The following is a 26388-nucleotide window of genomic DNA, read 5'->3' as shown; positions in this document are numbered from 1 at the left end:
CTTGCGATCCTCGCCTATTCGACGGCGATGCCCTTTGCCTGATCGCGGGCGGCGCAGCAATCCGCATCCCCCGAGCAATACCCGCACGGCGCCGCGCGCCGACCTGCCCTCCCGGCGCCGGCGGCAGCCCTGTCCCCGGGTCGTCCATCGAATCCCCGCGCGGGCCTGCCGCGATCCCGGCAGGCCCCGCCGCACCGACCAACCGCCTGTCGTGAAACGACATTTCCACTTTGTGACAGTTTTTCCCAAGGTTTACGCCGCGCCCATCAAACTCTTCCTATGAAGAGATAAGGCGACTGCCCGATCGCGCGGGGAAGCGATCGGATGCGTCACAGCCGCCGGGTTTCGTCCGCGTAAAAACCCCACGACACAAAGGGAAGTCCGACCGAAACCAGCATCGCCAAGTCCCCGTCCGCGATCCGCCCGTCACCGGGCATCCCCATTCCCAGCGTCCGACACGACCCCGTGCCGCATGATCCGCGTGATCGTGCGGGCGAGCGCCGTCACGCGGGCGCGGACAGGATCCCCCGCCGGCCCCTGGCCGGAACCTTCCTGCCGGGTCCGCCGGCAGCTTCACGACAGGAACCAAGAGACTTGAAAACCCAATCGACCCCGTTCCGCCGGACTGCATGGCGCCGCCGTGCGGTCCTGATGCTCAGCTCGGCGATCGTCAGCAGCGCCGGCCTGGCCGCGGCGCCCGCGATGGCCGACGTCGCGCCGCAGCCGATCGCGCCGCCGATGGCGCCGCCCGCGCCGATCGTCCTGACCCCGAGCTCGCAGCCGGGCTCGCCGGACTATGCCGCCGGCACGTCGGTGACGGTGACGGGCGGACTGGTCTCGTTCGGCGGTGATTCGACGCGCGACATGACGATCGGCACGACGATCATCGGCGACGGCGGCATCCAGAAGGACGGCACGAAGTCGATGCTGCTGAGCGCGCCCCAGAGCTATCAGGGCGGCACGGTGATCAACGGCGGCGAAGTGGTCGCGGGCGTGACGGGCGCGCTGCCCACCGGCGGGGCCGTGACGGTCAACACCGGCGGCACGCTGAAGCTGCAGACCGACCAGACGATCGGCGCGCTGTCCGGCAACGGCACGGTCCGGGTCGGCAATTCGCGCCTGACCGTCGGCGCCGACGGCAGCTCGAGCGAGTTCGCGGGCTCGATCCGCAGCGACGACATCCGTTACATGGGTTCGTGGAAGGTCTCGGACGGCCCGAACTATTTCACAGCGCCGCCGACCTATTCGGGCGTCGCGGCTGCGGCATTTCTGTTCGGCGGCAATGCGTCGAACTACATGATTTCGACCGTTTCCGACCAGGTCGCCGACATCAACCACAAGGCGTGGGTCGACGTCTATGGCTTGCCCACCGAGGAAGTGGCCGACGATTACTTCGTCGATACCGAGGGCCCCGGCTATGATACCGTCGGCGACACCTCTGCCTATATCAAGGACCACAGCAGCAACCAGATCAACTATGCGTTCGCCTATGAGGTCCTCAACGGCGGGCTGGCCAAGGTCGGCGCGGGCACGCTGACGCTTTCGGGCACCAACACCTATCTCGGCGTCACCGAGGTGATCGAGGGTACGCTCGCCGTTCGCGGCGGCGCGGCGATTTCGGACCAGTCGACGGTCGCGGTTTCGAGCGGTGCGACCTTCCATGTGATCGACGCCGAGACGATCGGCGGCCTGTCGGGCGAGGGCGCGGTCGTCATCGACCATGACCTGACCGTCAACACGGTGCCGCAGGTGGACCGGCGCGCCGAGACGAACGTGTTCAACGGCGCGATCTCGGGCGCGGGCGGGCTGATCAAGACGGGCGACGATTCGCTGCGCCTGGGCGGCACCAACACCTATACCGGCGGCACGCGCGTCGAGGGCGGCACGCTGATCGTCACCGCGCCGGGCGCGCTGACGCACGGCGGTGCGGTCGCGGTCAACGGCACCGGCACGCTGAAGCTCGAGGCCGACCAGACGATCGGCGGGCTGACCGGCAACGGCGCGATCAACCTGGGCAATTCGCGCCTGACCGTCGGCGCCGACGGCAGCTCGACCACCTTTGCCGGCTCGATCGGTTCGAAGGCGTTCGGCTTTGTCGGTTCGTGGAAGGTCTCGGACGGTCCGGCCTGGAGTTCGCATCCGGCCGTGCTTTCGGGCGTCGAGACGGCGGCACTGCTGTTCGGCGGCAATCCCGGCGACTATATGATCTCGACGGTTTCGGACCGGATCGAAGACATCAACCACCTGACCTGGGTGGACGGCTATGCCGCGCATAACCTGGCCCCCGTCGCCGAGACGGCGAAGTCGGACGCGGGCGCGCCCGGCTATGGCGGCCCGGGCGACTTTTCGGCCTATGTGAACGACGGCAGCCGCAAGACCAACTATGCCTTTGGCGACACGATCGGCACGGGCGGGCTGACCAAGGTCGGTGCGGGCACGCTGACGCTCACCGGCGTCAACACCTATATCGGCACGACCGAAGTGGCCGAGGGCACGCTGGCCGTCGCCGGCGGCCAGGCGATTTCGGACAAGTCGCAGGTACTCGTCGCCAAGGGCGCGACCTTCCACGTGATCGAAGCCGAGGCGATCGGCGGGCTGAACGGCGAGGGCACGGCGCAGATCGACCAGAACCTGACGATCAACGCCGCGGCCGACAGCGCCTTTGCCGGCACGATCACCGGCGCGGGCGGGCTGATCAAGACCGGCTCGGGCACGCTGTCGCTGACGGGCACCAACGACTATCGCGGCAACACGCTGATCGCGGCGGGCATCCTGCGCGGCAACGCGGCGTCGATCGCGGGTGACGTCGAGAACCACGGCGCGCTGATCTTTACCCAGAACGACGATGCGAGCTTTGGCGGCGTCATCTCGGGCGACGGTGGCGTCGGCTATGTCGGCACCGGCACGCTGCGCCTGACCGGCGCCAACACCTATACCGGCGTCACCGAGGTGGCGAACGGCCGCCTCGTCGCCAATTCGGCGATCATCCACGGCGATATCGGCACCGCCGCGGGCGGCACGTTCGAGTTCGCGCAGGATTTCGACGGGACGTTCGCCGGCGGGATCAGCGCGGCCGACGGCCGGATCGTCAAGTCGGGCACCGGCACGCTGACCGTCACCGGGATGCTGTCCGCCAAGGACGGCGTCGTCGTCGACGGCGGCCGACTGGTCGGGACGACCGAGAATCTGACCGGTCACCTGGTCAGCAACGCGACGATCGAGTTCCGCCAGGACGACTTCGGCTATTTCATGGGCACGATCGACGGCACCGGCACGCTGATCAAGTCGGGCACGGGCACGGTCCGGGTCATCGGCGCCCTCGCGACGGCGGGCGGCGTCAAGATCCTGGAAGGCGGGCTGACCGCCAGCCCCGACCAGCTCACGAGCGACGTCGAGAACCACGGCATCCTGACGCTCGCGTCGGAAGGCAACGGCACCTATGCCGGCAAGCTGACCGGCGAAGGCCAGTTCGTCACCTATGCCGACGAAGGCGCGATGACGCTGACGGGCGACTCGTCGGCCTTTACCGGCACGACGACGTCGGATGCGGGCGACATCGTCCTGTCCGGCGCGCTGGGCGGCACGGTCATCGTCCGTAACGGGATGAACTTCAACGTGGTCGGCCAGGGCAACCTGCTCGCTTCGGCGACGGTCGCCGGCACGCTGGGCTTCCTCGGCAACGGCGACACGACCTATGGCGGCGTGCTGAGCGGCAGCGGCTCGGTCGTCAAGCAGGGCGAGGGCACGCTGACGCTGACCGGCGCCAACAGCTTCACCGGCGCGCTGCGTGTCAACGAAGGCAAGGTGATCGGCGACACGACCAGCCTGACCGGGTCGATCGCGAACAACGGCACCGTCGAATTCGCCCAGGCGAAGGACGGCACCTATGCCGGCACGATCTGGGGTTCGGGCACGCTGATCAAGTCGGGCACCGGCGTCCTGACGATGTCGGGCGACGGCAGCGAGTTTGCCGGGCAGACGCACATCACCGACGGCAGCATCGTGCTGACCGGCACGCTGGCCGGCACGGTCCAGATCGACCGGACCGCGACGCTGCAGCTCGGCAACGACACCGCGACCGGCAACCTGCTGGCCAGCACGGTCAACAACGGCCTGCTGATCTTCGCGCGCCCCGACGACTATATCTATTCGGGTGCGCTGTCGGGCGACGGCACGCTGGTGAAGCGCGGCGACGGCGTGCTGACGCTGGCGGGCGACTATCAGTATCGCGGCGCGACCGTCGTGCAGGGCGGCAAGATCGTGATGCTGTCGGCGCTGCCGACCACCACCGACCTGCAGATGAGCAACGGCACGTTCGACCTCAACGGTCGTTCGCAGACCGTGGCGTCGCTGTCGGGTGAGGGCGGCCAGGTCGTCATTTCGCCCGAGACGGCGCTGACGATCAACCAGAACAGCACCACGCGCTATGCCGGCACGATCAGCGGCAACGGCATTCTGGTGAAGAGCGGCGCGGGCTCGCTCGACCTGCGCGGCGACAACGACTTCACCGGCAACGTCCAGGTGCAGGCGGGCCGACTGGCGGTCAACGGCAGCCTGGCGGGCAACATCGTCGTCGCGTCGGGCGGCACGCTGGGCGGCAACGGCACGATGGGCGGGATCATCTTCCGTCGCGGCGCCGTCGCGGCCCCGGGCAACTCGATCGGCACGATCCACTCGACGGGCAACGTGACGTTCGAGGCGGGCTCGGCCTATCAGCTCGAGGTCGATGCCACGGGTGCGGGCGACAAGATCGTCACCACCGGCCAGGCGATCATCCAGGGCGGCACCGTCCAGGTCGTGGCGGCAGCGGGCAACTACAAGCCGCTGACGCACTACACGCTGGTCAGCGCCGATCAGGGCGTGCAGGGCAAGTTCGAGGGCGCGACGTCGAACCTCGCCTTCCTGTCGCCGATGCTCGGCTATGACGCCAAGACGGTGTTCCTCGACCTGGTGCGCAACGACATCAGCTTCACCGACATCGCGGCAACCGCCAACCAGCGCGCCGTGGCCGGCAAGGCCAGCGGGCTGGGCGTCGCCAACCCGATCTATCGCGAGCTGATCTTCATGGATGCGGCGTCGGCGCGCGAGACGCTCGACCAGCTTTCGGGTGAGATCCACCCGTCGGCCCGCAACGCGATGGTCGAGGACACCGGGCTGGTCCGCACCGCGGTGCTCGACCGGATGGCCGATGCCGAACCGGCGCGCGGCGTGTGGCTGCAGGGCCTTGCCAACTGGAGCCAGAACGACTTCGACGGCAATGCCGCGCGCGAGAAGAGCGATACCCAGGGCATCCTGGGCGGTCTCGACATCGCGGTCGGCGCCGCCAAGGCGTGGCGCGTGGGCGTGGCCGGCGGCTATACGCATGACGATGTGACCGCGCGCAGCGTGGGCAGCACCGCCAAGGTGAAGAGCACGCACGTCCTCGGCTATGCTGCGGGTTCGATCGGCGGGTTCAAGCTCCGCATCGGCGGCGGCTATGCCCATGTCACCACCGACACGGTGCGCAACCTCGCGTTCGGGGCGATCGCCGAGACGCTCAAGGCCGACTATGACGCCAACCTGGTGCATGGCTTTGGCGAAATCGCCCGTCCGTTCGAGGTTTCGGGCGCGAAGGTCGAGCCGTTCGCCAATGTCGCGGTCGTCCATGTGGCGCGTGACGGCTTTGCCGAAAGCGCCGGCACCACCGCGGTGAAGGGCGGCAAAACCACCGACACGACCACCCAGTCGGCGCTGGGCACCCGGTTCGAGGTCGCGCCGATGGCGCGCCTGTCGATCCGCGGCAAGCTGGCCTGGGAGCATGTGTGGGGCACGCTGGCGCCCAAGGCCGACCTGGCGCTGACCGGCACCACGGGCACCTTCGGCGTCGCGGGTGCGTCGCTGTGGCGCAACGCCGGTGCGCTGGGCCTCGATGCCGTGCTGCGCGTGACCGACAAGGTCGCCGCCAGCGTCGGCTATGACGGCCGCCTGGGCACGCATGGCCAGGCCCACGCCGCCAAGGCGACGCTCTCGATCGCGTTCTGATCGACGCGTGGCCAGCCCCGGCCGGTCCGGGGCTGACCGCGACCGCGCGGCCCCGTCCGCCCGTCCCGCTCGACCGAGCGGGACGGGCGCGGCGGGGCCGATCGCGTTTCAGGGCTTCCGCCGCAGCGGACCCGCGCCCTGCCGAAGCCGGCGCCCCGAAGCGGACCCGCGCCGCCGCCGCAGGGGTTTCCCCGTCTGAGCCATCGCCAGCCGAGGAACCCGATCATGACCGACACCGAATTCGCCGCGCCGATCCATGAGGACGGCCTGCCCGGCCACGAATCGACGCTGGAGCCCAAGCCCGACTGGACGCCGCGCTTCCCCGGATCGGGGCGGCTGGCGGGCAAGGTCGCGATCGTCACCGGCGCCGACAGCGGCATCGGCCGGGCGGTGGCCGCGCTGTTCGCGCGCGAGGGCGCCGATGTCGCGATCCTCTATCTGTGCGAGCATGACGATGCCGAGCGGACGGCGCAGATCGTGCGCGACGAAGGCCGCGAGGCGCTGACGATCGCCGGCGACGTCGGCGACAAGGCGTTCTGTACCGACGCGGTGCGGCAGGTCATGGCGCGGTTCGGCCGGATCGACGTGCTGGTGAACAATGCCGGCGAGCAGCATCCCGACACCGACATCACCGACATCACCGAGGACCAGCTTCGCCGGACGTTCCAGACCAACATCTTCGGCATGTTCTTCATGGTGCAGGCGGCGTTGCCGCACCTGAACGACGGCGCGGCGATCGTGAACTGCACCTCGGTGACCATGTACCAGGGCTCGCCCGAGCTGCTCGACTATTCGAGCACCAAGGGCGCGATCACGGCGTTCACGCGCAGCCTGTCGATGAACCTGGCCGCGAAGGGCATCCGCGTGAACGCGGTAGCGCCGGGGCCGATCTGGACCCCGCTCAACCCCTCGGGCGGGGCCACGCCCGAAAAGCTCGAATCGTTCGGCGAGAGCACGCCGATGGGGCGGCCGGGCCAGCCGAACGAGGTCGCCCCGGCGTTCCTGTTCCTCGCCTGTGCCGATTCGAGCTACATGTCGGGGCAGGTGCTCCACCCCAATGGCGGCACCGTCGTCAACGGCTGACGAGCCCGGTCGCGACCGCCGCCCCCACCGGGCCGACCGGCGCCGCCTCGCCGCGCGAGTAGGTGCCGGTCAACAGCCCCGCGGCAAGGACATGGCCGCGCATCGCCGCCAGCATCGCGCCGCGGCCGAAGGCGTCGCCGAGTTCGGGCGCGGCATCGAGCGCGAAGAGCTGGAAGGCATAATGGTGCGGGCCATGGCCGTTGGGCGGATCGGGCGGCAGCCAGCCCTGGCCCAGCAGGCTGTGGCGCCCCGCCGCCGCGCCCGCCGCCGCCCCCGCTGTCGCAGGGTCATGCGCGCCGATCGCGCCTTCGCCCAGCATCCCCGCCGCCGGATCGATCCGCCAGGCGAGCGCGTGGACGAGCGGCTGCGGCGCGGGCGCGTCGGCATCCTCGACGATAAGCGCCAGCGCCGCGGTGCCGGCGGGCAGCGCGTACCACAGCAGCGGCGGCGACACGCCGTCGCCGTCGGCGGTGAAGCGTTCGGGCAACCGCGCCCCGTCGGCAAAGGCCGGGCTTTCGAGGCGGAGCCGCGCAAAGGGACCGAGCCCCGCCTGTGCGACCGCCAGCTTTTCCGGGCCGGCGCGCAAGCCGCGCAGCGCCGCGCCCAGCCAATGGGGAAGATGTTCGAGCATTGCCGCCTCCGGGACGCGCCCCCTGCCCCCAACGCGCGACCGGGCGCGACTATCCCGGCGGCACGCGGCCCGACCGCGCGGCATCGCCGTGGCTGGCGCCGCGCGGCGTCTTGGGCTAGCCCGCGGGCATGTCCGCACCCCATATCGTCGCCCTGGGCGGCACGCTCCGCCGGGAATCCTCGACCAGCCGCCTGCTCGCCGCCGCGCTCGCGCTCGCCGAGGAACGCGGCGCGCGCACCACGCTGATCACCGGGCCGGACCTTGCCTTTCCGCATTACGAGCCCGGCTGTGCCGAGGGGAACCCGGCGATCGAGCATTTCGTCGCGGCGCTGCGCAGCGCCGATGCGGTGATCGTCGGGTCGCCCGGCTATCACGGCACGCTGTCGGGGCTGGTCAAGAACGCGCTCGACTATGTCGAGGAGCTGCGCGGCGACAGCCGGGTCTATCTCGACGGGCGGCCGATCGGGCTCGTCGCGACCGCCGCCGGATGGCAGGGCGCGGTGTCGACGTTGCAGGCGCTGCGCATGGTGACGCACGCGCTGCGCGGCTGGCCGACGCCGATGGGGGTGACGGTCAACACCGCCGAGCCGGGCGACTGCGTCGCGCGCGCCGAGCCGGGGCTGCGCATCATGGTGGGGCAGCTTTTCGACTTTCTGGGACGCTGACGCCCCGCCGCGACGCCGTCTAGCGGTCGAACCAGTGGCGCCGCATGAAATAGAGCGTCACTGCCGCCGCGATCACCACGCAGAACAGGACCACGCCCCAAAAGGCCCAGGGCGCATGGGCATAGGGGATGCCGTCGACGTTCATCCCCAGCAGCCCGGTGACGAAGGTGAGCGGCAGGAAGACGAGCGCCACCACCGCGACGATGAGCGAGCGCTGGTCGATCTGTTCGGCGCGCAGATCGGTCAGCGTTTCGTGGATCAGCGCGGCGCGTTCACGGATGCTCTCGAGCTCCTCGGCCATGCGCGCGGCGCGGTCGGCCGCGGCGTTGAGGTGGAGCCGGTCGTCGTCGCGCAACCATTCGGCGGGCAGCCCAGCGAGCTTTTCGAGCGCCGCGCGCTGGGGGTTGAGAAAGCGGCGATAGCCGATCGCCTCGGCCCGCGCGGCGGTGACGGTGCGGCGCAGTTCGAACGCGTTGCGCGCCGCGATCCGCGCCTCGCAATCGTCGAGCGAATCGCCGAGCGCGGCGACGACGGGGTCGAGTTCCTCGGTGATCGCCAGCGCGATCGCGGCGATCAGGTCGCCGGGATCGAGCACCTGCCCCGCCTCGATCTGCGCGCGCACCGGGGCGAGCGCGTTAAGCGGCTTGCGCGTCACCGAGATCACGCGGCAACCGCGCGCATAGAGGCGGATCGAGGCGAGCGGATCGGACGCGGCCATCTTTTCGGACGAGAGGCCGCGCAGGTTGATTACCGCGCCGTCGCCGACGCCGTCGGAGCGCGGGCGCGTTTCGGCCGCGGTCAGCGCCTCGACCAGATAGGGCGACAGGCCGGCATTGTTGCCCAGCCAGCTGCGGGCGCGCGCATCGTTGGTGGTGAGGTGAACCCAGGCAAGGTCGGCATCGCTCCCCAGCGCCTCGTGCATCGGCACCGTGCGCGCGACGCCGCGTTCGACCAGATAGGCGAAACCGCTCATTCCCCTTCCACCTCCAGATCGACCGACAGGCCCGGCCCGGCCTCGGCCGGCGGCGCGGCGCAGACGATACGGGCGGCATCGGCGCGCGCGCGCGCGAGCAGCGCGGGCGGGACGTCGGGGCGATGATAGACACGCTCGGCCTGCGCGAGCGCGCGCGCCTGGCGCAACGTCAGCGAATCGGGATCGCCGTCGGCAAGGCGGATGCGGACGAGACCCGCCGGCCCGGCCGCCGCATCGCCTTCGAGCCAGCGCGCGACGGCGGCCGCGTCCCCGGCGCCGAGCGGATCGAGCGGACCGGCAAGCGCATCGGCGAGCGCCGCGCGGCGCGCGACCGGATCGGGCCAGCGCATCCGCATCGCCGCACGCGCCGCGCCGAGCGCGCGGGCAAGGCCGCCCAGCCCGACGGGCAACAGCGCCTCGAGCCGCTGGCGCAACGCCGCGGCGAGCCCGGCGGAGACGCCGCCGGTGCCGATCGCGACGATCACCGGATCGCGGTCGACGATCGCGGGCAGCGTGAAATCGCACAGGTCGGGCCGGTCGACCGTGTTGACGAGCAGCCCGCGCGCGCGCAGCCGCTGCACGACCGGCTCGGGATCGTCGCACGCCACGATCGCGAGTGCGGCGTCGACGCATGCCGGGCCCGCGCAGGCGGCATCGGCGTCGACCACCCGCGCCCCCGCGCGTTCGAGCAGCCGCCGTTTCGCCGCCGCGGCATCGCCCGAGCCGACGAGCACCACCGGGCGCCCCGCCAGCCGGACGAAGATCGGCAGCGCGGCCAGGCTCATGCCAGCCAGTCGGGGACGCGTTCCTCGGCCATGATCGTCTCGGCAGTGATGCGTCCCGCCACGACCTCGAACCGATCGCCCGATACCAGCACTTCGGGCACCAGCGGCCGGCTGTTGTAGGTGCTCGCCATCGTCGCGCCATAGGCGCCCGCGCTGCGCAGCACGGCAAGGTCGCCGGTGCGCACGCGGTCGATCTCGCGCCCCTTCACGAACACGTCGCTGCTTTCGCACACCGGCCCCGCGACATTGGCGACGAAACGCTCGCCGGTCGGCCGGACCGCGCAGAAGGCGTGATAGGCGTCATAGAGCGCCACGCGCGCCAGATCGTTCATCGCGGCGTCGACCACCACCCAGGGATGGACCGCGCCGGGCTTGACCCACAGCACCTCGGTGAGCAGCACGCCGGCATTGGCGGCGATGACGCGCCCGGGCTCGAACATCAGCTCGACGTCCCAGTCGCGCGTCACCCGTGCGACCATCGCGCCGAATTCGGCGGGCGACGGCGGCGCATCGTCGGGGCGATAGGGCACGCCCAGCCCGCCGCCCAGATCGACATGCGTGATCCGATGTCCGCGCGCGCGCAGATCGGCGACGAGTTCGCCGACGCGGACGAACGCGCGTTCGAGCGGGTCGAGGCTGGTGAGCTGGCTGCCGATATGGACCGCGATCCCGCGCAGATCGATGCCGGGCAGCGGCGCCAGCCGGTCGAAGATCGCCGGAACCTCGTGGATCGGCAGCCCGAACTTGTTGTCCTTGCGCCCGGTCGAGATCTTTTCGTGCGTGCCCGCATCGACATCGGGATTGACGCGGAGCGCCGCGGGCGCGCGCATGCCGCGCGCCTGGGCGAGCTCGGAAAGGACGATCCCCTCCTCCTCGAGCTCGAGGTTGAACTGGCCGATCCCGGCGTCGAGCCCCTGGGCGAGCTCGGCGCGCGACTTGCCGACGCCCGAGAACACGATCTCGGCCGCGGGCATCCCGCCCGCCAGCGCGCGCGCCAGCTCGCCGCCCGACACGACGTCGGCGCCGAAGCCCTCATTGGCGAGCAGGCGGAGCACCGCCAGATTGGGATTGGCCTTGATCGCAAAGGCGATGTGCTTGCGCGCGATGCCCGAAAGCCCGTCGCGGAAGGCGCGCGCGTGACGCTGAAAGGTGGCGGTCGAGTAGACGTAGACGGGGGTGCCGACGGCTTCGGCAATGCGGGCGAGCGGGACGTCCTCGACGTAGAGTTCGCCGTTCCTCAGCGTGAAATGGTCCATGGTTTCCGGTCAGTTTGGCGGCAGGTCGAATGTATCGCTCCGGCGCTCGTCAGTGGATTCGACCAGGCTGTCGCCACGTGCGGGCCGCGTCTGCGGCGGTGACTTGAGCAGGTCGTCGGGCGTGGGGGTGGCCTGTGCGCCATAGGGGGCGGGCGGCAGCGGCTTGCCCGGCGGCGGCGCGAGCCCTTCGCGGGCACCGCATCCGGTCAGCAGCAACGCCGCGGCGCCGATGGCGGCGACGGCCGTTAGCGCATGGCGTTTCATCCCCGTTCCTCCTGCCGACGTTTTCGTGCCGCGGCGATCGCGGCACGCACCCGCACCGGCGCGGTGCCGCCGAAGCTGGTCCGGCTGTTCACCGAGGCATCGACGCTGAGAACGTCATAGACGCGCGCATCGATCCGCGCATCCACCTGTTTGAGCGCGTCGATCGAGAGCTGGTCGAGGCGGACACCGTCGGCCTCGGCGCGGGCGACCGCCCGCCCGGTGATGTGGTGCGCCTCGCGAAAGGGCACCCCCGCCTCGCGCACCAGCCAGTCGGCAAGGTCGGTGGCGGTGGCAAAGCCGCTTTCGGCAAGCGCGCGCATCCGATCGGTGCGGAAGGTCGCGCTTTCGACCATGCCGGTCATCGCCGCGATCGACAGGCCGAGCAGGTCGTGCGCCTCGAACACCGGCGGCTTGTCGTCCTGCATGTCCTTCGAATAGGCGAGCGGCAGGCCCTTCATCGTCATCATCAGGCTGACGAGCGCGCCGGTGATCCGGCCCGAATGGCCGCGCACCAGCTCGGCCGCGTCGGGATTGCGCTTTTGCGGCATGATCGAGCTGCCGGTCGACCACTGGTCGGACAGCGCGACGAAGCCGAAGGGCTGGCTGGCCCAGACGACGAACTCCTCGGCGAGCCGGCTGAGATGGAGCGAGGCCTGCGCCGCCGCAGCCAGATAATCGAGCGCGAAATCGCGGTCCGACACCGAATCGAGCGAGTTGCGCGTCGGCCCGTCGAAGCCGAGCGCGTGCGCCGTCGCCTCGCGGTCGAGCGGAAAGCCCGTACCGGCCAGCGCCGCAGCGCCGAGCGGGCAGAGGTTCATCCGCCGCCGCGCGTCGGCGAAACGCGACCGATCGCGCTCGAACATCTCAACATAGGCCATCAGGTGATGGCCGAGCGTCACCGGCTGCGCGCTCTGGAGATGCGTGAAGCCCGGCATCACCGCATCGGCATGCGCGTCGGCGCGCGTCAGCAGCGCGTCCTGGAGCGCGCCGAGCGCGGCATGCGCCTGATCGATCGCGTCGCGGACCCACAGGCGGAAATCGGTGGCGACCTGGTCGTTGCGCGAGCGCGCGGTGTGCAGCCGGCCGGCGACGGGACCGATCTTTTCGGCCAGCCGCGCCTCGGTGAGCATGTGGATGTCCTCGAGCGCGAGGTCGTCGGGAACGCCGTTCGCGGCGAAATCGGCGGCGACGGCATCGAGTCCCGCCGCAATCGTCGCGGCGTCCTCGGCCGCCACGATGCCCTGCCGGCCCAGCATCGCCACATGCGCCTTGGAACCGCGAATATCCTGCTGCCACATGCGCTTGTCGAAGGGGATCGAGGCGTTTATCTCGCGCATCACCGCGGACGGACCCTCGGCGAACCGCCCGCCCCACATCGCATTGGAGCTGTCCTTGCGCTCAGTAATCCCGCTTCTCCTCGTCTTGGCGCCGCTGATTGCGGGCTGCGATAGGCAATCCGGCGACGCGCAGCAAGCGAACGCCGCGATGCCGGGCAATGCGAGCGCGGCCGCGGCGGCCCAGGCACCCGCGGCGGGCAAGCCCGACCGCAGCCACAAGGGGACCGCAGCACCGAGCTATGGCTTCACCGATGCGGCCGGCAAGCGCCACAGCCTGGCCGATTTTCGCGGCAAGCCCGTGCTCGTCAACCTGTGGGCGACATGGTGCGCGCCGTGCGTGAAGGAAATGCCGGCGCTCGACGCGCGCGCCGGCAAGCTGGGCGACGGGATCGTCGTGCTGGCGATCAGCCAGGACAGCGATGCCGCCAAGGCAAAGCGCTTCTTCGCCGATCGCGGCGTGCGCCATCTGGGGCTTCAGCTCGATCCCGAGTCGCAGTTCAGCTTCGGCATGGGCGTCAACCTGCCGACGACGATCCTCTATGATGCGACCGGGCACGAGCTGTGGCGGATCGCGGGCGATTTCGACTGGGCGGGCGACGCCGCCGCCGCGCTGATCGCCGAGGCGCGCTGACGCAACGGGCGCGGGCGCCTGCGTCCACGCCCGCCGCCCGGACGGCGCCTAGGCCATCGTGTTGATCGCCTTGCGGAACTGCGCGAGCGCAACCGCATAGAAAACCGCCCCGATCGCGAAGATCGCCGCAAGCTGCGGCCACACCACGCTGAGATCGGCACCGCGATACAGGATGCTCTGCGCCAGCTTGACGAAGTGCGTCGTCGGCGCCGCCAGCATCACGTTCTGGACGAACTGCGGCATGCTCTCGCGCGGGGTGCTGCCGCCCGACAACAGTTCGAGCGGAATGATCGTCAGGATGACGAGCAGGCCGAACTGCGGCATCGAGCGCGCGATCGTTCCCAGGAAGATGCCCATCGACGTCGTCGCGAACAGGTGCACCGCCGCGCCGAGCAGGAACAGCGCGATCGACCCCTCGATCGGCACGTGCATCGCCCCCTGGACGACGAAGGTCAGCGATGCCCAGGTCGCGACGAGCACGACCATTGCCATCGACCACACCTTGGCCGCCATGATCTCGAACGGAGTCACCGGCATCACGAGCAGATGCTCCACCGTGCCGTGCTCGCGCTCGCGGATCAGCGCGGCGCCCGTCAGGATGATCGAGAGCAGCGTGACGTGGTTGATCACCTGCATCACCGCGCCGAACCACAGCGAGGTGAGGTTGGGGTTGAACCGCGCGCGCACCGCCAGCCCGACCGGCACCGCGCTCGCGCGCTGGTTGCGCCGGGCAAAGGCATCGATCTCGTTGTTGACCATCTGCTGGATATAGGCGTTGCCCGAAAAGGCCTGCGTCATCCGCGTGGCGTCGACGTTGATCTGGATCTCCGGGTTGCGCCCGGCGAGCAGGTCACGCTGGAAATTGGGCGGGATGTCGAGGACGAAGGTGTAATCGCCCCGGTCCATCCCGGGATCGACGGCATCGCGCCCGATCAGCGCGGGCCGGGTGAAGTGCGGCGGGTAGAAGGCGCTGACGATCCGCTGCGACAGCGGCGACTGATCCTCGTCGACGATCGCGATCGGCGCGAGGTTGAGCGTTTCGGGAATCCCCGTCGCCGCGACATAGACCGACGCGGTGAACGCCCACAGGATCAGCGCGACCATCATCGTGTCGCGCCACAGGCTGCGCAGTTCCTTCACGCCGAGGCGGGCGATGTTCGAGACGCGCATGGTTCAATGCTCCTGCTTGCGGACCAGCGCGATGCCGAGCGCCATCAGCACCGGCGCCGTCACCGCGAGCGCGGCAAAGGCCCCCGGCAGATCGGCGACGCCCAGCGCCTTGCAGAACACGCCGCGGCTGATCGTCAGGATATGCGTGGCGGGATAGATCATGCCGACGATGCGGCCGGTGCCTTCGAGCGAGGCGACGGGAGTGAGCAGCCCGGAGAACTGGACCGCGGGCACGATGGTGCCGATCGCGGTGCCGAAGATCGCGGCGATCTGGCTCCGCATGAAGGTCGAGAAGATCAGCCCGATCGCCGTCGCGCTGAGCACGAACAGCAGCGAGCCGAGCGTGAGCGCGAAGAAGCTCCCCTTGATCGGCACCCCGAACACCGTCACCGCGAGCACGACGAGCAGCACGAAGTTGACCATCGCCAGCACGACATAGGGAAGCTGCTTGCCCAGCAGGAACTCGGTGCGCGTCACCGGCGTGACATAGAGGTTGATGATCGACCCCAGTTCCTTTTCGCGCACGACGCTCAACGCCGTCAGCATCGACGGGATCAGCAGCAGGAGAAGCGGAATCACCGCGGGAACGATCGCGACCAGGCTGGCGACGTCGGGATTGTAGCGATAGCGAGTCTCGAGCTGCGCCATGCCCAGCGCCGGGCGGACGCCCAGCTTGCGCTTCGCGAAGTCGGCCAGCCACGACAGGTGCATCGCCTGGACATAGGATTGCACGGTTTCGGCGCGGCTGGGCATCGACGCGTCGATCCACATGCCGACGGCGGGTGCGGCGCCGCGCTGAATGTCCCGGCCGAAATGTTCGGGCAGTTCGATCACCACCGCCAGCTCGCCGTCGCGCATCCGCCGGTCGAGCTCGGCATAGCTGTGCACCGGCGCATGCTCGACGAAATAGCGCGAGCCCGCGAGGTTGAGCGCATAGTTCTGGCTCGTCACCGAGCCGTCGCGGTCGAGCACGGCGAACGACAGCTTCTCGACGTCGAGGCTGATGCCATAGCCCATGATGAACAGCAGCACGATGCTGCCGACCAGCGCGAGCGTCGCGCGGATCGGATCGCGGCGCAGTTCCAGCGCCTCGCGATGCGTGTAGCTGAGCATCCGGCGCAGGCTGAAGCCGCCGCCGGCATCGTGACGCACGTCCGCATCGGCCACGCCCGCAGGGGCGGCGAGCGGATCGACGGCCTGGCCCGCATCGGCAGCGCCGGCGGCAGGTTCCGCCTCGCCCTCGAGCCCGCCGAGCCGGCGGAGATGGCCGATGAACGCCTCTTCGAGCGTCGGCGCACCGCTGTCGCGCACCACCGCCGCCGGCGTGTCGATCGTCAGCACGCGGCCGGTGTGCATCAGCGCGATGCGGTCGCAGCGCTCGGCCTCGTTCATGAAATGGGTCGAGATGAAGATCGTGACGCCGTCGTTGCGCGCCAGGTCGCTCATCATCTGCCAGAAGCCGTCGCGCGCGATCGGATCGACGCCCGAGGTCGGTTCGTCGAGGATCAGGATTTCGGGACGGTGGATCACCGCGACCGCCAGGCTCAGCCGCTGGCGCTGACCGAGCGGCAGGCTTTCGGGATAGGCGTCCATCAGCTCGTCGAGCCCGAAACGCGCCGCCATTTCGGCGACGCGACCCGCGACCTGCTCGCGCGGGACGTGGAAAAGCTGGGCGTGGAGCTCCAGATTCTGCCGCACCGTCAGTTCGGCATAGAGCGAGAAGGCCTGGCTCATATAGCCGACGCGCCGACGCGTATCGATGTCGTTGGGGTCGACCGCGCGGCCGAACAGCAACGCCTCGCCTTCGCTGGCGGGCAAGAGGCCCGTCAACATCTTCATCGTCGTCGTCTTGCCGCAGCCGTTCGAGCCGATGAAGCCGAAGATCTCGCCGCGCTCGATGCGGAAATCGACATGATCGACCGCGGCGAAATCGCCAAACCGCTTGGTCAGCCCGCGCGCCTCGATCGCGGGAACGCCGTCGGGCGCGGCGACGCGCGGCGGGATCACCACCGCACGATGCCCCTGGCGCTCGGCCTCGGGCAGCAGCGCGATGAATGCCTCTTCGAGCGTTGCGCAGCCGGTACGCGCGAGCAGTTCGGGCGCGGTGCCGGTCGCCAGCACCTTGCCGTCGTTCATCGCGACGAGCCAGTCGAACCGCGCGGCCTCCTCCATATAGGCGGTGGCGACGAGCACGCTCATTTCGGGGCGGCCGGCGCGGATGCGGTCGATCAGCTCCCAGAACTGCACGCGCGAGAGCGGGTCGACGCCGGTGGTCGGTTCGTCGAGCAGGAGCAGGTCGGGGTCGTGGATGAGCGAGCAGCACAGCCCGAGCTTCTGCTTCATGCCCCCCGACAGCTTGCCCGCTGGACGGTCACGAAACGGGGCCAACCCCGTCGCCTCGAGCAGCGCATCGATCCGCGCCATGCGCTCACGGCGCGACTGGCCGAACAGCCGCGCGAAAAAGTCGATATTCTCGAAGACCGAGAGCGTCGGGTAGAGGTTCTTGCCCAGCCCCTGCGGCATATAGGCGATGCGCGGACAGACCGCGCGGCGATGCCCGGCATCGGCCATGTCGCCGCCCAGCACCTCGACATGCCCCTGCTGGATCGACCGCGCACCGGCGACGAGCGAGAACAGGCTGGACTTGCCCACGCCGTCGGGGCCGATCAGCGCGACGGTCCGCCCCAGCGGCAGCGCCAGATCGACCGCGTCGAGCGCCAGCGTCGCGCCATAGCGCAGCGTGGCGCCCTCGAGGCGGGCAGCGAAGCTGCTCATTTCGCCGCGGCGTTCGGCGCCAGCTTGGCCGGCCAGGCGGCGCCCGGCGTCAACCGGACATAGGCCATGCCGGGCATCCCCGATTTGACCATTGCGCGATACTGGGCGGCGGTCCGGCGATCGATCGTGGCGCGGACGCGGAACATCAGCTTCTGGCGCTCATCCTTGGTCTCGACCGTCTTCGGCGTGAACTGGGCGACATCGGCGACGAACGAAATCCGCGCCGGGATCACCGTGTTCGGCGCCGCGTCGAGCACCAGCCGTGCCTCGTCGCCGATCCCCACGCGGCCGACCGCGCGTTCGGGCAGGAAAAAGGTGAGGTAGACATCGTTGAGATCGGTGAGGCTCAGCACCTTGCCGCCCGCGCCGACGACTTCGCCCGGCTCGGCGATGCGATACTGGACGCGGCCGTCGCGCGGCGCGCGGAGCACGGCATCGGCGATATCGGCATCGAGCCGCTGGATCGTCGCACGCGCCGCCTCGACATTGGCGCGCGCGCCGTTGACCTGCGAACGTGCGGTGTTCACCGCCGCCTCGGCCGCCTGGATCTGCGCGCGCACCGCCTCGGCCGCCGCCTGCGCGCCCTGAAGCCGCGCGCGATCGTCCTCCTGCTCCTGCCGCGGGGTCGCGCCGTCGGCGGCGAGCGCACTCGACCGGCCGAGATGCTGGCGCGCCAGCCCGACATCGGTCTGGCGCTGGCGAAGCTGCGCGATCATCGCGGCGCGCTGGCTCTGCGCCTGCGCGACCTGCGCCTCGGCCGACTGCACCATCGTCAGCGCCGCCTGCATCTGCGCCACCGCCTGCGCACGCTGCGCCTGCAGCGCGTCGATGTCGATGCGGGCGAGCACCTGCCCCGCCTTCACCGTATCGCCTTCGTCGACCAGGATCTCGCGAATGCGTCCGGGCGTCTTGGCAGCGATATCGACCTCGGTCGCCTCGATCCGGCCGTTGCCCGCGGCGATATCGTCGCCCAGCGGATCGCGCGTCAGCAGCCGCCAGGCGACAATGCCGCCGGCAACGACGATGGCGACGATCGCAAGCCGGATCGCCCATTTCTTCCAGCTGGTGTTCACGGATTTCGTCCCTGCGCTTGCGTGTCGGTAAAGGATTCGGGCGCGCCGCCGCCCAGCGCGGCATAGAGCGCGACGCCGCTCGCCAGTTCGGCCCGGCGGAGCTGGACGAGCTTCTGGCGCGCGCTGAACAGGTCGCGTTCGGCATCGAGCACTTCGAGATAGGCCGAACGGCCGGCATCGTAACGCAGCCGCGCCAGCCGCGCGCGCTCGGTCAGCGCCGCGATCGAGGCGTTGACCGTGCCGATCTGTTCGGCAAACCAGCGGCGCTGCGCCAGCGCGTCGGCGACGTCGCGAAATGCCTGCTGCACCGCGCGGTCATAGCCCGCGACGAGCTCGTCGCGCTGCGCCTCGGTATAGCGAAGATTGGCGTTGAGCTTGCCCGCGGTAAAGATCGGCAGCGAAATCGACGGGCGGAACAGCCAGACGCCGGTGCCGCTGTCGAACAGCCCGTCGAGATCGCGGCTGGTGGTGCCGCCCGCGGCCGTCAGGCTGATGCTCGGGAAAAATGCGGCACGCGCCGCGCGGATATTCGCCGAGGCGGCGCGCAGCCGGTGTTCGGCGGCGACGAGGTCGGGACGGTTGACGAGCAGGTCCGAGGGCAACCCGGTCGGGATCGACTGATCGAGACCGACCGCGTCGAGCGGACGCGTGAAATCGGCGTCGCGCACCGGGCCGCCGACGAGCAGCGACAGCGCGTTGCGGTTCTGCGCACGGGCAAGCTCGGTCGCCTGGATTTCGGCAAGCGCCTGCGTGCGCAGCGTCTCGGCCTGCGTCACCTCGACCTTCGACCCCGAACCGACCGCATAGCGGCGTGACAGGATGCGCAGCGATTCCTCGCGATTGGCGAGCGTGTCGCGCGCGAGCGCCAGCCGTTCGGCATATTCGCGATCGGCGAGATAGCCGGCCGCGACCTGCGCGACCAGGCTCGCCGCCAGCGCACGCCGCGCCTCGCCGCTGGCCAGATATTGCTCGAACGCCGCCGCGCGCTGGTTGCGCAGCCGGCCGAACAGGTCGACTTCCCAGCTGGCCATCGCGATGCCGTCATAGCTGGTCAGCGTGTCGTCGCGCAGCAGCCGGGCAAGATTGTCGGGCAGGCCGAGCTTCGTCATCCCCGCCGACGCGCTCGCCTGCGGCGCCAGATCGGCACCGCGGACCCGCACCGCGGCGCGCGCCTGGGCGATCCGGGCGGCCGCGGCGCGCAAGTCCTGATTGCTGGCGAGCGCGCGCGTGATCAGTGCCTGCAGCTCGGGCTCACGGAAAAAGTCGCGCCACCCGATCGTCGCGGCGGAAGGCGCACCCGCATCACGATCCGAATAATCCGGATAGCGGTCGGGCGCGGCGGCCGGCTGAGGCGCCGGTGCCAGCGCGCAGCCGCCGAGCAACGCCAGCGCCGCCGCCGATACCGCCCATTGCATCACCCGTTCGGCCAAGGTTCCGCTTCCCTGTTGGTGGACCAGAGATCGAAGGGCTACCGCGGTGCAGCATAGATCGGCATTGGGGATGGTACGGATGCGGCCGAACCGGCTGCGATCAGAACAGCCCGTCGTCGAAATCGTCGTCGTCGTCGGCCGCCGGTCTGGCCTCGGCCGCGATTTCGGCGGGGCCGCCCAGCGCGAACTGGCGATGGATCTCGCGTTCGCGCGCCATCGTGTAGCGCGCGGCAAGATCGTCGAGCAGCGGGGCCAGCCGCTCGCTCACCGCCTCGTCGGGATCGGTCGCGGCCGCTGCCAGCGCCTGGAGCGTCGCCGCAACGGCTTCGAGATCGCCGCCGAACGCCGCCTCGCAGTCGATATTGGCGGTGGTTTCGTGGAGGATCTGGGCTATCGCCGCGGCGTCATGGTCGAGCCCGGCCATGCCGTCGCGCATCCGCTGCGCCCCTTCGCGAATCAGGTCGAGCGATTCGCCGAGCGCCTGCCCGACGTCGCGCTCCGCATCGGCATCGGGCCCGCGGACCGCCAGCACCGCCCCCGCGAGCGCATCGACCGAGGCGCGGATCGTGGCCGAGATGTCGCTGAGCGTGTTGGCAAAGCTGCGGATTTCGGCCGCGACCATCGCCAGGCCGCGCCCCTCGGTTCCCATGCGGTTGCACCGCAGGTCGGTGTTCCACGCCATCTGGTGCACGTCCTGGTTGACGCGATGGACGGTGCCGAGCCGGCGGGCGAGCCGCTCCGCCGTGTCCGAGACGGTCGTGCCGAGGACCAGCGCGCGCTGGTCGGCATCGTGCAGCCGGGCGGTGACGGTGGCGATTTCCGCGACGCTCTGTTCCAGCTCGATCAGGAAGGCGCCCTCCTCGCCCTGTTCGCCCTCGCCCTGTTCGCGGATCTGGAGCAGCGCCGTGGCGCCGGGGCCGATCCCGCGGACATTGGCGGCAAGCACGCGCGCCTCGGCCTGAAATGCCGCGATCGTGTCGGCCGCCTGGGCGGCGAGCAGCGCGAGCACATGCGCGGCGACGGCATCGGCGACCGCGGGATCCGCGCCGTCGCCGCCGTCGCGGAACGCCGCCAGCAATCGCAGCCCCTGCGCGACATGTTCGAGCCGCTGGCGCGTGATGTCGCCGATCTGCATGGCACCGATCGCCAGCCCCACCTTGCCGCGCAGGTCGCGCGCGACCTCGGCGATGCGGGCGGCGCGCGCCGAATCGGCGGCCTGGTGCGCGCGCAACGCCGCGGCGTCGGCGGCAAGCTTGCGCGGAACGTGCGGGATCACCCGCGCGCATTCGCCCGCGAGCTGGCGGTCGACCTCGATCACCGCCGGGATTCCCGCCATCAGCCGGTCGATCTCGTCGGCGATGCCCGCCATTTCGACCTCGCCGACGTCGAGCCGCGCGAACATCGTGTCGGCAAAGGCCGAGAATCCCTCGGCCCCGGCGGCCGCGACCTTGATGTTCAGGCCGCAGATCCGGAGGAAATCGAGCGTGCGGTTGACCTGGGCGATATGGTCGCGCAGCGGCTTGGCCATCTGCTGGATGCGGGCCAGCGCCTCCTGGCGCGACGACTGCACCGTCGGCAGCCGTTCGAGCCGGTCGGCAGTCCCGCGCAGGTTCTCGACCGCAGCGTCGGCGGCGTCGCGCCCCAGCGCGTTGGTGACCCCCTCGAGCGCGGTCACGAGGTTCTCGACGATCGAATAGGCCTGGGCGAGCGCCTGCCCGGCGCCGACAAAGCGTTGGTCGATCGCCGCCGCAACTCGGTCGAGCGTCGCCTCGGCAGCGGCCAGCGACATTTCGGATTCGGGCGCAGGGTCGGGAATCGCAGCGGTGTACATCACCACATCCTCTGGCTGGGGCAGTGCCGGGCGACGGCTGCTGCCGTCGGCGCCGCGCCTGCGCGGTAAACGGTGCCGGTCATCGCGTCGTCGCCGCCAGCAGTTCGCGGGCGATATGGTCGAGCGGGATCACCCGGTCGGCGGCGCCGCGGGCGATCGCCTCCTTGGGCATGCCGAACACGATCGAGCTGGCTTCGTCCTGGGCAAAGGTGCGTGCGCCGGCCTGCTTCATCTCGAGCAGGCCGCGCGCACCGTCGTCGCCCATGCCGGTCATGATGATGCCGACCGCGTTCGATCCGGCCGCGCGCGCCGCCGAACGGAACAGCACGTCGACCGAGGGGCGGTGCCGCGACACCAGCGGCCCGTCGCGCACCGCGACGTGATAGCGCGCGCCCTGCCGCTCGAGCATCATGTGCTTGCCGCCGGGCGCGATCAGCACATGCCCGCGCAGCACCGGGTCGCCGTCGGCCGCTTCCTTCACGTCGACGGCGCACAGCGTGTTGAGCCGGTTGGCGAAGGCGCGGGTGAAATGTTCGGGCATGTGCTGGACGATCACCACGCCGGGCGCATTGGCGGGCAGTGCCTCGAGCACCTCGCGCAACGCCTCGGTCCCGCCGGTCGACGCGCCGATGCACGCGACCATCTCGGTCGTGCGGCTCATCGGACGGCCGCTGGGCGGCGGCAGCACCGCGTCGGCCGTCAGCTTCTGCGTCGGGGCGGCCGGTACCGGGCGCCGTGCCGCCGGACGGCCGCGAACGCGCGCGCCCGCCGCCGCCTTCACGACGTCGCGAATCTGGAGATGGTGCTCGGCAAGATGGTCGGCGACGCCGATGCGCGGTTTCAGGATCACGTCGACCGCGCCCGCCTCCATCGCCTGGAGCAGCGTCTCGGAACCTTCCTCGGTCAGCGACGAGCACATCACCACCGGCACCGGGCACTGCGACATCAGCTTCCGCAGAAAGGTGATGCCGTCCATGCGCGGCATCTCGACGTCGAGCGTGATGACGTCGGGCACCTCCTCGTGGATGCGCCGCGCCGCACTGAACGGATCGGACGCGGTGCCGATCACCTCGATCGCGGGATCTTCGGACAGGATCGCCGCCAGCGTCTGGCGCACGCTTGCCGAATCGTCGACGACCAGGACGCGGATCTTGCCTGCGGTCATGCCGGCCCCCGCTGAAAGACGGTGTTCGCCACCTGGCGGAGCGGCAGCGAGAAACCGGTAATCGATTCCGAATGGCCCAGGAACAGGAACCCGCCGGGCTCCAGGCAATCGACCAGTTGCGACACCACCTTGCGCTGCGTTTCCTTGTCGAAATAGATCAGCACGTTGCGACAGAAGATCAGGTGCATCGGGGCGCCGACGGGATAGCGGTCGTCCATCAGGTTGAGCTGCGCAAAGCCGATCGCGCTGCGCAGTTGCGGCACCATCCGGACTTCCTGCCGCGTGCGGTCGCGCGACGGCATCACATAGCGCTGGCGCATCGGCTCGGGCACCGGATCGATCATGTCGACCGAATAGATGCCCGTGCGGGCCGCCTTCAGCACCTCGGTATCCAGATCGGTGGCGAGGATGCCGAACCCCGGCTCGCCGTGCCGCGCGGCATAGTCGTCGAGCACCATCGCGATCGTATAGGGTTCGGGGCCGGTCGAGCAGGCGGCGCTCCATGCGCGCACGGTCCGCACCCCGTTTTCGACCAGTTGCGGCAGCGCGGTTTCGACCAGGAAGTCGAAATGCGCGGGCTCGCGATAGAAATCGGTCTTGTTCGTCGTCACCGCGTTGATGAGGTGCGGCCCCTCGCTCGCCAGCTGGTCCTCGGCGAACAGATAGTCGCAATACTGGTCGAGCGTCGCGACGCCGACGGCGCGCAGCCGACGGCGCAGCCGCCCTTCGAGCATGGTCTTCTTGCTCTCGGGCATCTTGATGCCCGAATAGCGGTAGATATAGCTGGCAAGCCGCGAGAAATTGCGCTTGCTCATCATGTCGGTGCCGGGGGTCGACGCGATGTCGAGCGCGGTTGCGGACACAGGGTCTACTCCGTGGGTACTGCCGGATGGACAGGCGATGGGGTTCGGAAGCGCGGGGCGGGGCGCCGCCCGCCCCGGAGATCCGGAGCAGGCGGCGCCGATCGGTTCAGGCGGCTCTGGACAGGGCGAGCGCCCCGGCCTCGTCGGCGGCAAAGATGCGCGCCATCTCGACCAGCACGACAAAGCCGTCGGCCCGCTTGATGACCCCGCCGATATAGTCGGAGGGCCAGCGGATGCCGATATCGGGTGCCGCCTCGACGTCGCCGGTGCGGAAGCTGCACACTTCGAGCACGCGATCGACGACAAGGCCCAGCATCAGCACGCGGTCCGGCAGCGGCACGTCGACCACGAGGATCCGCGTGCTCGGCGTCGGCTCGAAGGGGGCGAGCCCCAGCCGCATGCGGAAATCGATCGTCGTCACGCCCTGGCCGCGCATGTCCGTCAGGCCCAGCAGATAGTCCGGTCCGTTGGGGATGCGGAAGGTTTCGCGATAATCGAGGATCTCACGCACCAGCGCGACGGGCACCGCGAACACCTCGGCCCCGAGGCCGAAGGTCACGACCTGGATTTCGCCGCCGTCGCTCATACCGCCACCGCGTCGAAATCGGCATCGGCCGGATCGGGCCCGCCATTGACGAGATCGAGGGCAAAGCCGTGGACGCGCGCCTGCTGGTCGGCGACGCTGTTCGGCCGCGGCTTGGCGACCGGCTTGGCCGGGGCCGGGCGACGCGCGGCCGGAGCCGCCGCCGCGGCGCGAACCGCCGGACGGCGCGGCGCCTGGTTGGTGCCGTTGACCTTGAAATAGGCGATGCTGGCCTGGAGTTCCTCGGCCTGTGCGGCGAGTTCCTCGGAGGTTGCCGAAATCTCTTCCGACGCGCCCGCATTCTGCTGCGTCACCTGATCGAGCTGCTGGATCGCCTCGTTGATCTGGCCCGCGCCGATATCCTGCTCGCGGCACGCCGCGCTGATCTCGCTCACCAGTTCGGCGGTCCGGCGAATGTCGGGTACCAGCTTCGACAGCATGTCGCCCGCCTCGGCCGCGGCCTTCACCGTCTCGGCCGACACCGCGCTGATCTCCGCCGCCGCACCCTGGCTGCGTTCGGCCAGCTTGCGCACTTCCGACGCCACCACCGCGAAGCCGCGGCCATGCTCGCCCGCGCGCGCCGCCTCGACCGCGGCGTTGAGCGCCAGCAGGTCGGTCTGGCGGGCGATTTCCTGGACGATGCCGATCTTCTCGGCGATCGTCTGCATCGCGCCCACCGCACGATTGACCGCGACGCCGCTCGTCTCGGCATCCTTAGCCGACTGGCTGGCGATCTTTTCGGTCTGCGCGGCATTGTCGGCGTTCTGCTTGATGTTCGCCGCCATCTCTTCCATCGCCGCCGATGCCTGCTCGGCCGCCGCCGCCTGCTCGGTCGCGCCCTGCGACACCTGTTCCGAGCTCGACGACAGTTCCTGGCTGCCCGCCGACACATTCTCGGCCGCGACCGTCGCGTCCCCGACGACGCCGCGCAGCCGCTCGACCATGCGCACCAGCGCATTGCCCAGCGTGTCCTTGTCGGACATCGGCTTGTGCTGGACGGTCAGGTCGCCGTCGGCAATCTTGTCGGCCAGCGCCGCGCTGACGCGCAGGTTGGCGACCATGCCGTTGACCGTGTCGACCAGATCGCGGATCTCGTCGTTCGAATTGATCTGAACCTCCTGGCTCAGATCGCCGATCGCCACGGCACCGATCGCCGTCGAGACGCGACGCAGCCCGCCCGACACGATCCGCGAGATCCACACCGCGCCGGCCACCGCGATGAGCAGCGCCACCGCCGCCGCGACATAGAGCGTCGTCGCCGCGCTGGCATAAAGCGCGTTGGTGTCCTGGTCGGCCTTGGTCATCTGCTGCTTGGCCAGCGAGACGATCTGGTTCACGATCTCGTTCATTCCCGTCGCGATTTCACGCGACCGCGTGATCGAAAGCGTGCCCGCCTCGGTATTGCGATTGGCGAGTGCCAGCGACCGGATCTGGTCGTTCACCGGCACATATTCGTTGAACTTCGACTGGAGCTGAAGCCACACCGGCCGCCCCTGTTCGGACGCGATCGAAAGCCCCTTGGCAATCAGCGCCTGCGCCTCGTTGCGCGACTTCATCAGTTCGCCGTCGAACTTGCGCGTCAGCCCCTCGTCCTCGGTCAGCGCCATGTTCTTTTCCTGGCGCAGGACATAGCTGATCCGGGCGTCGACGCTTTGCGCGACTTCCAGCCGCTGGGCGGGACCGGCGATGACGTCGGAAATCGCCTGGTTGAGCATCGCCAGCCGCGAATTGGCGACCAGGACAACGACGGCCATCAACAGAATCAGGACACCGAAGGTAACGCCGAGCTTCAATTTGATCGTGGCGCGCATCTTATCGACCCTTTTTGAGAACGGAGGTGCGGGGCGCGGGG

Annotated in this window: 19 protein-coding genes; 4 read left to right on the top strand and 15 right to left on the bottom strand. The window is 69.9% G+C overall.

All coding sequences use genetic code 11. The features are described from left to right. Positions 1 to 594 precede the first annotated feature (594 nt). Positions 595 to 6021 (top strand): autotransporter-associated beta strand repeat-containing protein, encoded by a 5427-nt coding sequence (locus ACT3CF_RS00995; RefSeq protein WP_478419859.1) that lies wholly within the window; start codon positions 595 to 597, stop codon positions 6019 to 6021. A 225-nt stretch (positions 6022 to 6246) separates the two neighbouring features. Beyond that, positions 6247 to 7104 carry a glucose 1-dehydrogenase gene (locus ACT3CF_RS00990; protein ID WP_478419858.1) on the top strand — a complete coding sequence of 286 codons (858 nt, stop codon included), beginning with the start codon at positions 6247 to 6249 and terminating at the stop codon, positions 7102 to 7104. On the opposite strand, the gene ACT3CF_RS00985 is transcribed toward ACT3CF_RS00990, so the two are convergent. Then, positions 7094 to 7735: a YbhB/YbcL family Raf kinase inhibitor-like protein gene (locus tag ACT3CF_RS00985; protein ID WP_478419857.1), complete on the bottom strand. Its 642-nt coding sequence runs from the start codon at positions 7733 to 7735 to the stop codon at positions 7094 to 7096. The genes ACT3CF_RS00990 and ACT3CF_RS00985 overlap by 11 nt on opposite strands. Positions 7736 to 7863: 128 nt before the next feature. On the opposite strand from ACT3CF_RS00985, the gene ACT3CF_RS00980 reads away from it, so the two are divergent. Beyond that, the gene (locus tag ACT3CF_RS00980) at positions 7864 to 8400 is read left to right on the top strand and encodes an NADPH-dependent FMN reductase (protein WP_478419856.1); all 537 of its coding nucleotides are present in this window, start codon (positions 7864 to 7866) and stop codon (positions 8398 to 8400) included. 19 nt (positions 8401 to 8419) lie between these two features. Here the strand turns inward: ACT3CF_RS00980 and ACT3CF_RS00975 are convergent, their stop codons facing one another. From ACT3CF_RS00975 to argH, 5 genes are read right to left on the bottom strand one after another with little or no spacing between them, the layout of a single operon-like run. Beyond that, a complete protein-coding gene (locus ACT3CF_RS00975; RefSeq protein WP_478419855.1) occupies positions 8420 to 9373 on the bottom strand; it encodes a zinc transporter ZntB in 954 nt (317 codons plus the stop codon). Then, positions 9370 to 10158, bottom strand: a complete 789-nt coding sequence (locus ACT3CF_RS00970; RefSeq protein WP_478419854.1) for a precorrin-2 dehydrogenase/sirohydrochlorin ferrochelatase family protein — start codon at positions 10156 to 10158, stop codon at positions 9370 to 9372. The genes ACT3CF_RS00975 and ACT3CF_RS00970 overlap by 4 nt, the downstream gene beginning before the upstream one ends. Beyond that, positions 10155 to 11414: a diaminopimelate decarboxylase gene (lysA, locus tag ACT3CF_RS00965; RefSeq protein ID WP_478419852.1), complete on the bottom strand. Its 1260-nt coding sequence runs from the start codon at positions 11412 to 11414 to the stop codon at positions 10155 to 10157. The genes ACT3CF_RS00970 and lysA overlap by 4 nt, the downstream gene beginning before the upstream one ends. Positions 11415 to 11423: 9 nt before the next feature. Next, entirely contained in the window at positions 11424 to 11678 is a 255-nt protein-coding gene (locus ACT3CF_RS00960; RefSeq protein ID WP_478419850.1) for a hypothetical protein, read from the bottom strand. Beyond that, positions 11675 to 13054, bottom strand: a complete 1380-nt coding sequence (gene argH, locus ACT3CF_RS00955) for an argininosuccinate lyase (RefSeq protein ID WP_478419849.1) — start codon at positions 13052 to 13054, stop codon at positions 11675 to 11677. The genes ACT3CF_RS00960 and argH overlap by 4 nt, the downstream gene beginning before the upstream one ends. Before the next feature lie 109 nt (positions 13055 to 13163). Here argH and ACT3CF_RS00950 point away from each other — a divergent pair, with 109 nt between their 5' ends. Further along, positions 13164 to 13646, top strand: coding sequence for a TlpA family protein disulfide reductase (locus ACT3CF_RS00950; protein WP_478419848.1), 483 nt, complete (start codon positions 13164 to 13166; stop codon positions 13644 to 13646). Between the two features lie 48 nt (positions 13647 to 13694). Here ACT3CF_RS00950 and ACT3CF_RS00945 read toward each other — a convergent pair whose 3' ends face one another. The 9 genes from ACT3CF_RS00945 to ACT3CF_RS00905 all read right to left on the bottom strand — a co-directional run bounded on the left by ACT3CF_RS00945 (position 13695) and on the right by ACT3CF_RS00905 (position 26347). Beyond that, positions 13695 to 14816 (bottom strand): ABC transporter permease, encoded by a 1122-nt coding sequence (locus tag ACT3CF_RS00945; RefSeq protein ID WP_478419847.1) that lies wholly within the window; start codon positions 14814 to 14816, stop codon positions 13695 to 13697. A gap of 3 nt (positions 14817 to 14819) precedes the next feature. Next, a complete protein-coding gene (gene rbbA, locus ACT3CF_RS00940; protein WP_478419846.1) occupies positions 14820 to 17591 on the bottom strand; it encodes a ribosome-associated ATPase/putative transporter RbbA in 2772 nt (923 codons plus the stop codon). After that, entirely contained in the window at positions 17588 to 18664 is a 1077-nt protein-coding gene (locus tag ACT3CF_RS00935) for an HlyD family secretion protein (RefSeq protein ID WP_478419845.1), read from the bottom strand. The genes rbbA and ACT3CF_RS00935 overlap by 4 nt, the downstream gene beginning before the upstream one ends. Further along, positions 18661 to 20094: an efflux transporter outer membrane subunit gene (locus ACT3CF_RS00930; RefSeq protein WP_478419843.1), complete on the bottom strand. Its 1434-nt coding sequence runs from the start codon at positions 20092 to 20094 to the stop codon at positions 18661 to 18663. Before ACT3CF_RS00930 ends, ACT3CF_RS00935 begins: the two co-directional genes overlap by 4 nt. Before the next feature lie 100 nt (positions 20095 to 20194). Continuing rightward, positions 20195 to 21925, bottom strand: a complete 1731-nt coding sequence (locus ACT3CF_RS00925) for a hypothetical protein (RefSeq protein WP_478419842.1) — start codon at positions 21923 to 21925, stop codon at positions 20195 to 20197. 79 nt (positions 21926 to 22004) lie between these two features. Further along, a complete protein-coding gene (locus ACT3CF_RS00920; RefSeq protein ID WP_478419841.1) occupies positions 22005 to 23090 on the bottom strand; it encodes a protein-glutamate methylesterase/protein-glutamine glutaminase in 1086 nt (361 codons plus the stop codon). After that, positions 23087 to 23905, bottom strand: coding sequence for a CheR family methyltransferase (locus tag ACT3CF_RS00915; RefSeq protein ID WP_478421301.1), 819 nt, complete (start codon positions 23903 to 23905; stop codon positions 23087 to 23089). Before ACT3CF_RS00915 ends, ACT3CF_RS00920 begins: the two co-directional genes overlap by 4 nt. Before the next feature lie 154 nt (positions 23906 to 24059). Further along, positions 24060 to 24539: a chemotaxis protein CheW gene (locus ACT3CF_RS00910; RefSeq protein ID WP_478419840.1), complete on the bottom strand. Its 480-nt coding sequence runs from the start codon at positions 24537 to 24539 to the stop codon at positions 24060 to 24062. Further along, complete coding sequence (locus tag ACT3CF_RS00905) at positions 24536 to 26347, bottom strand: methyl-accepting chemotaxis protein (protein ID WP_478419839.1); 1812 nt, start codon at positions 26345 to 26347, stop codon at positions 24536 to 24538. Before ACT3CF_RS00905 ends, ACT3CF_RS00910 begins: the two co-directional genes overlap by 4 nt. Positions 26348 to 26388: the final 41 nt, after the last annotated feature.

Source organism: Sphingomonas chlorellae (assembly GCF_056485145.1).
This window is presented reverse-complemented; position numbering and strand designations above follow the sequence as displayed.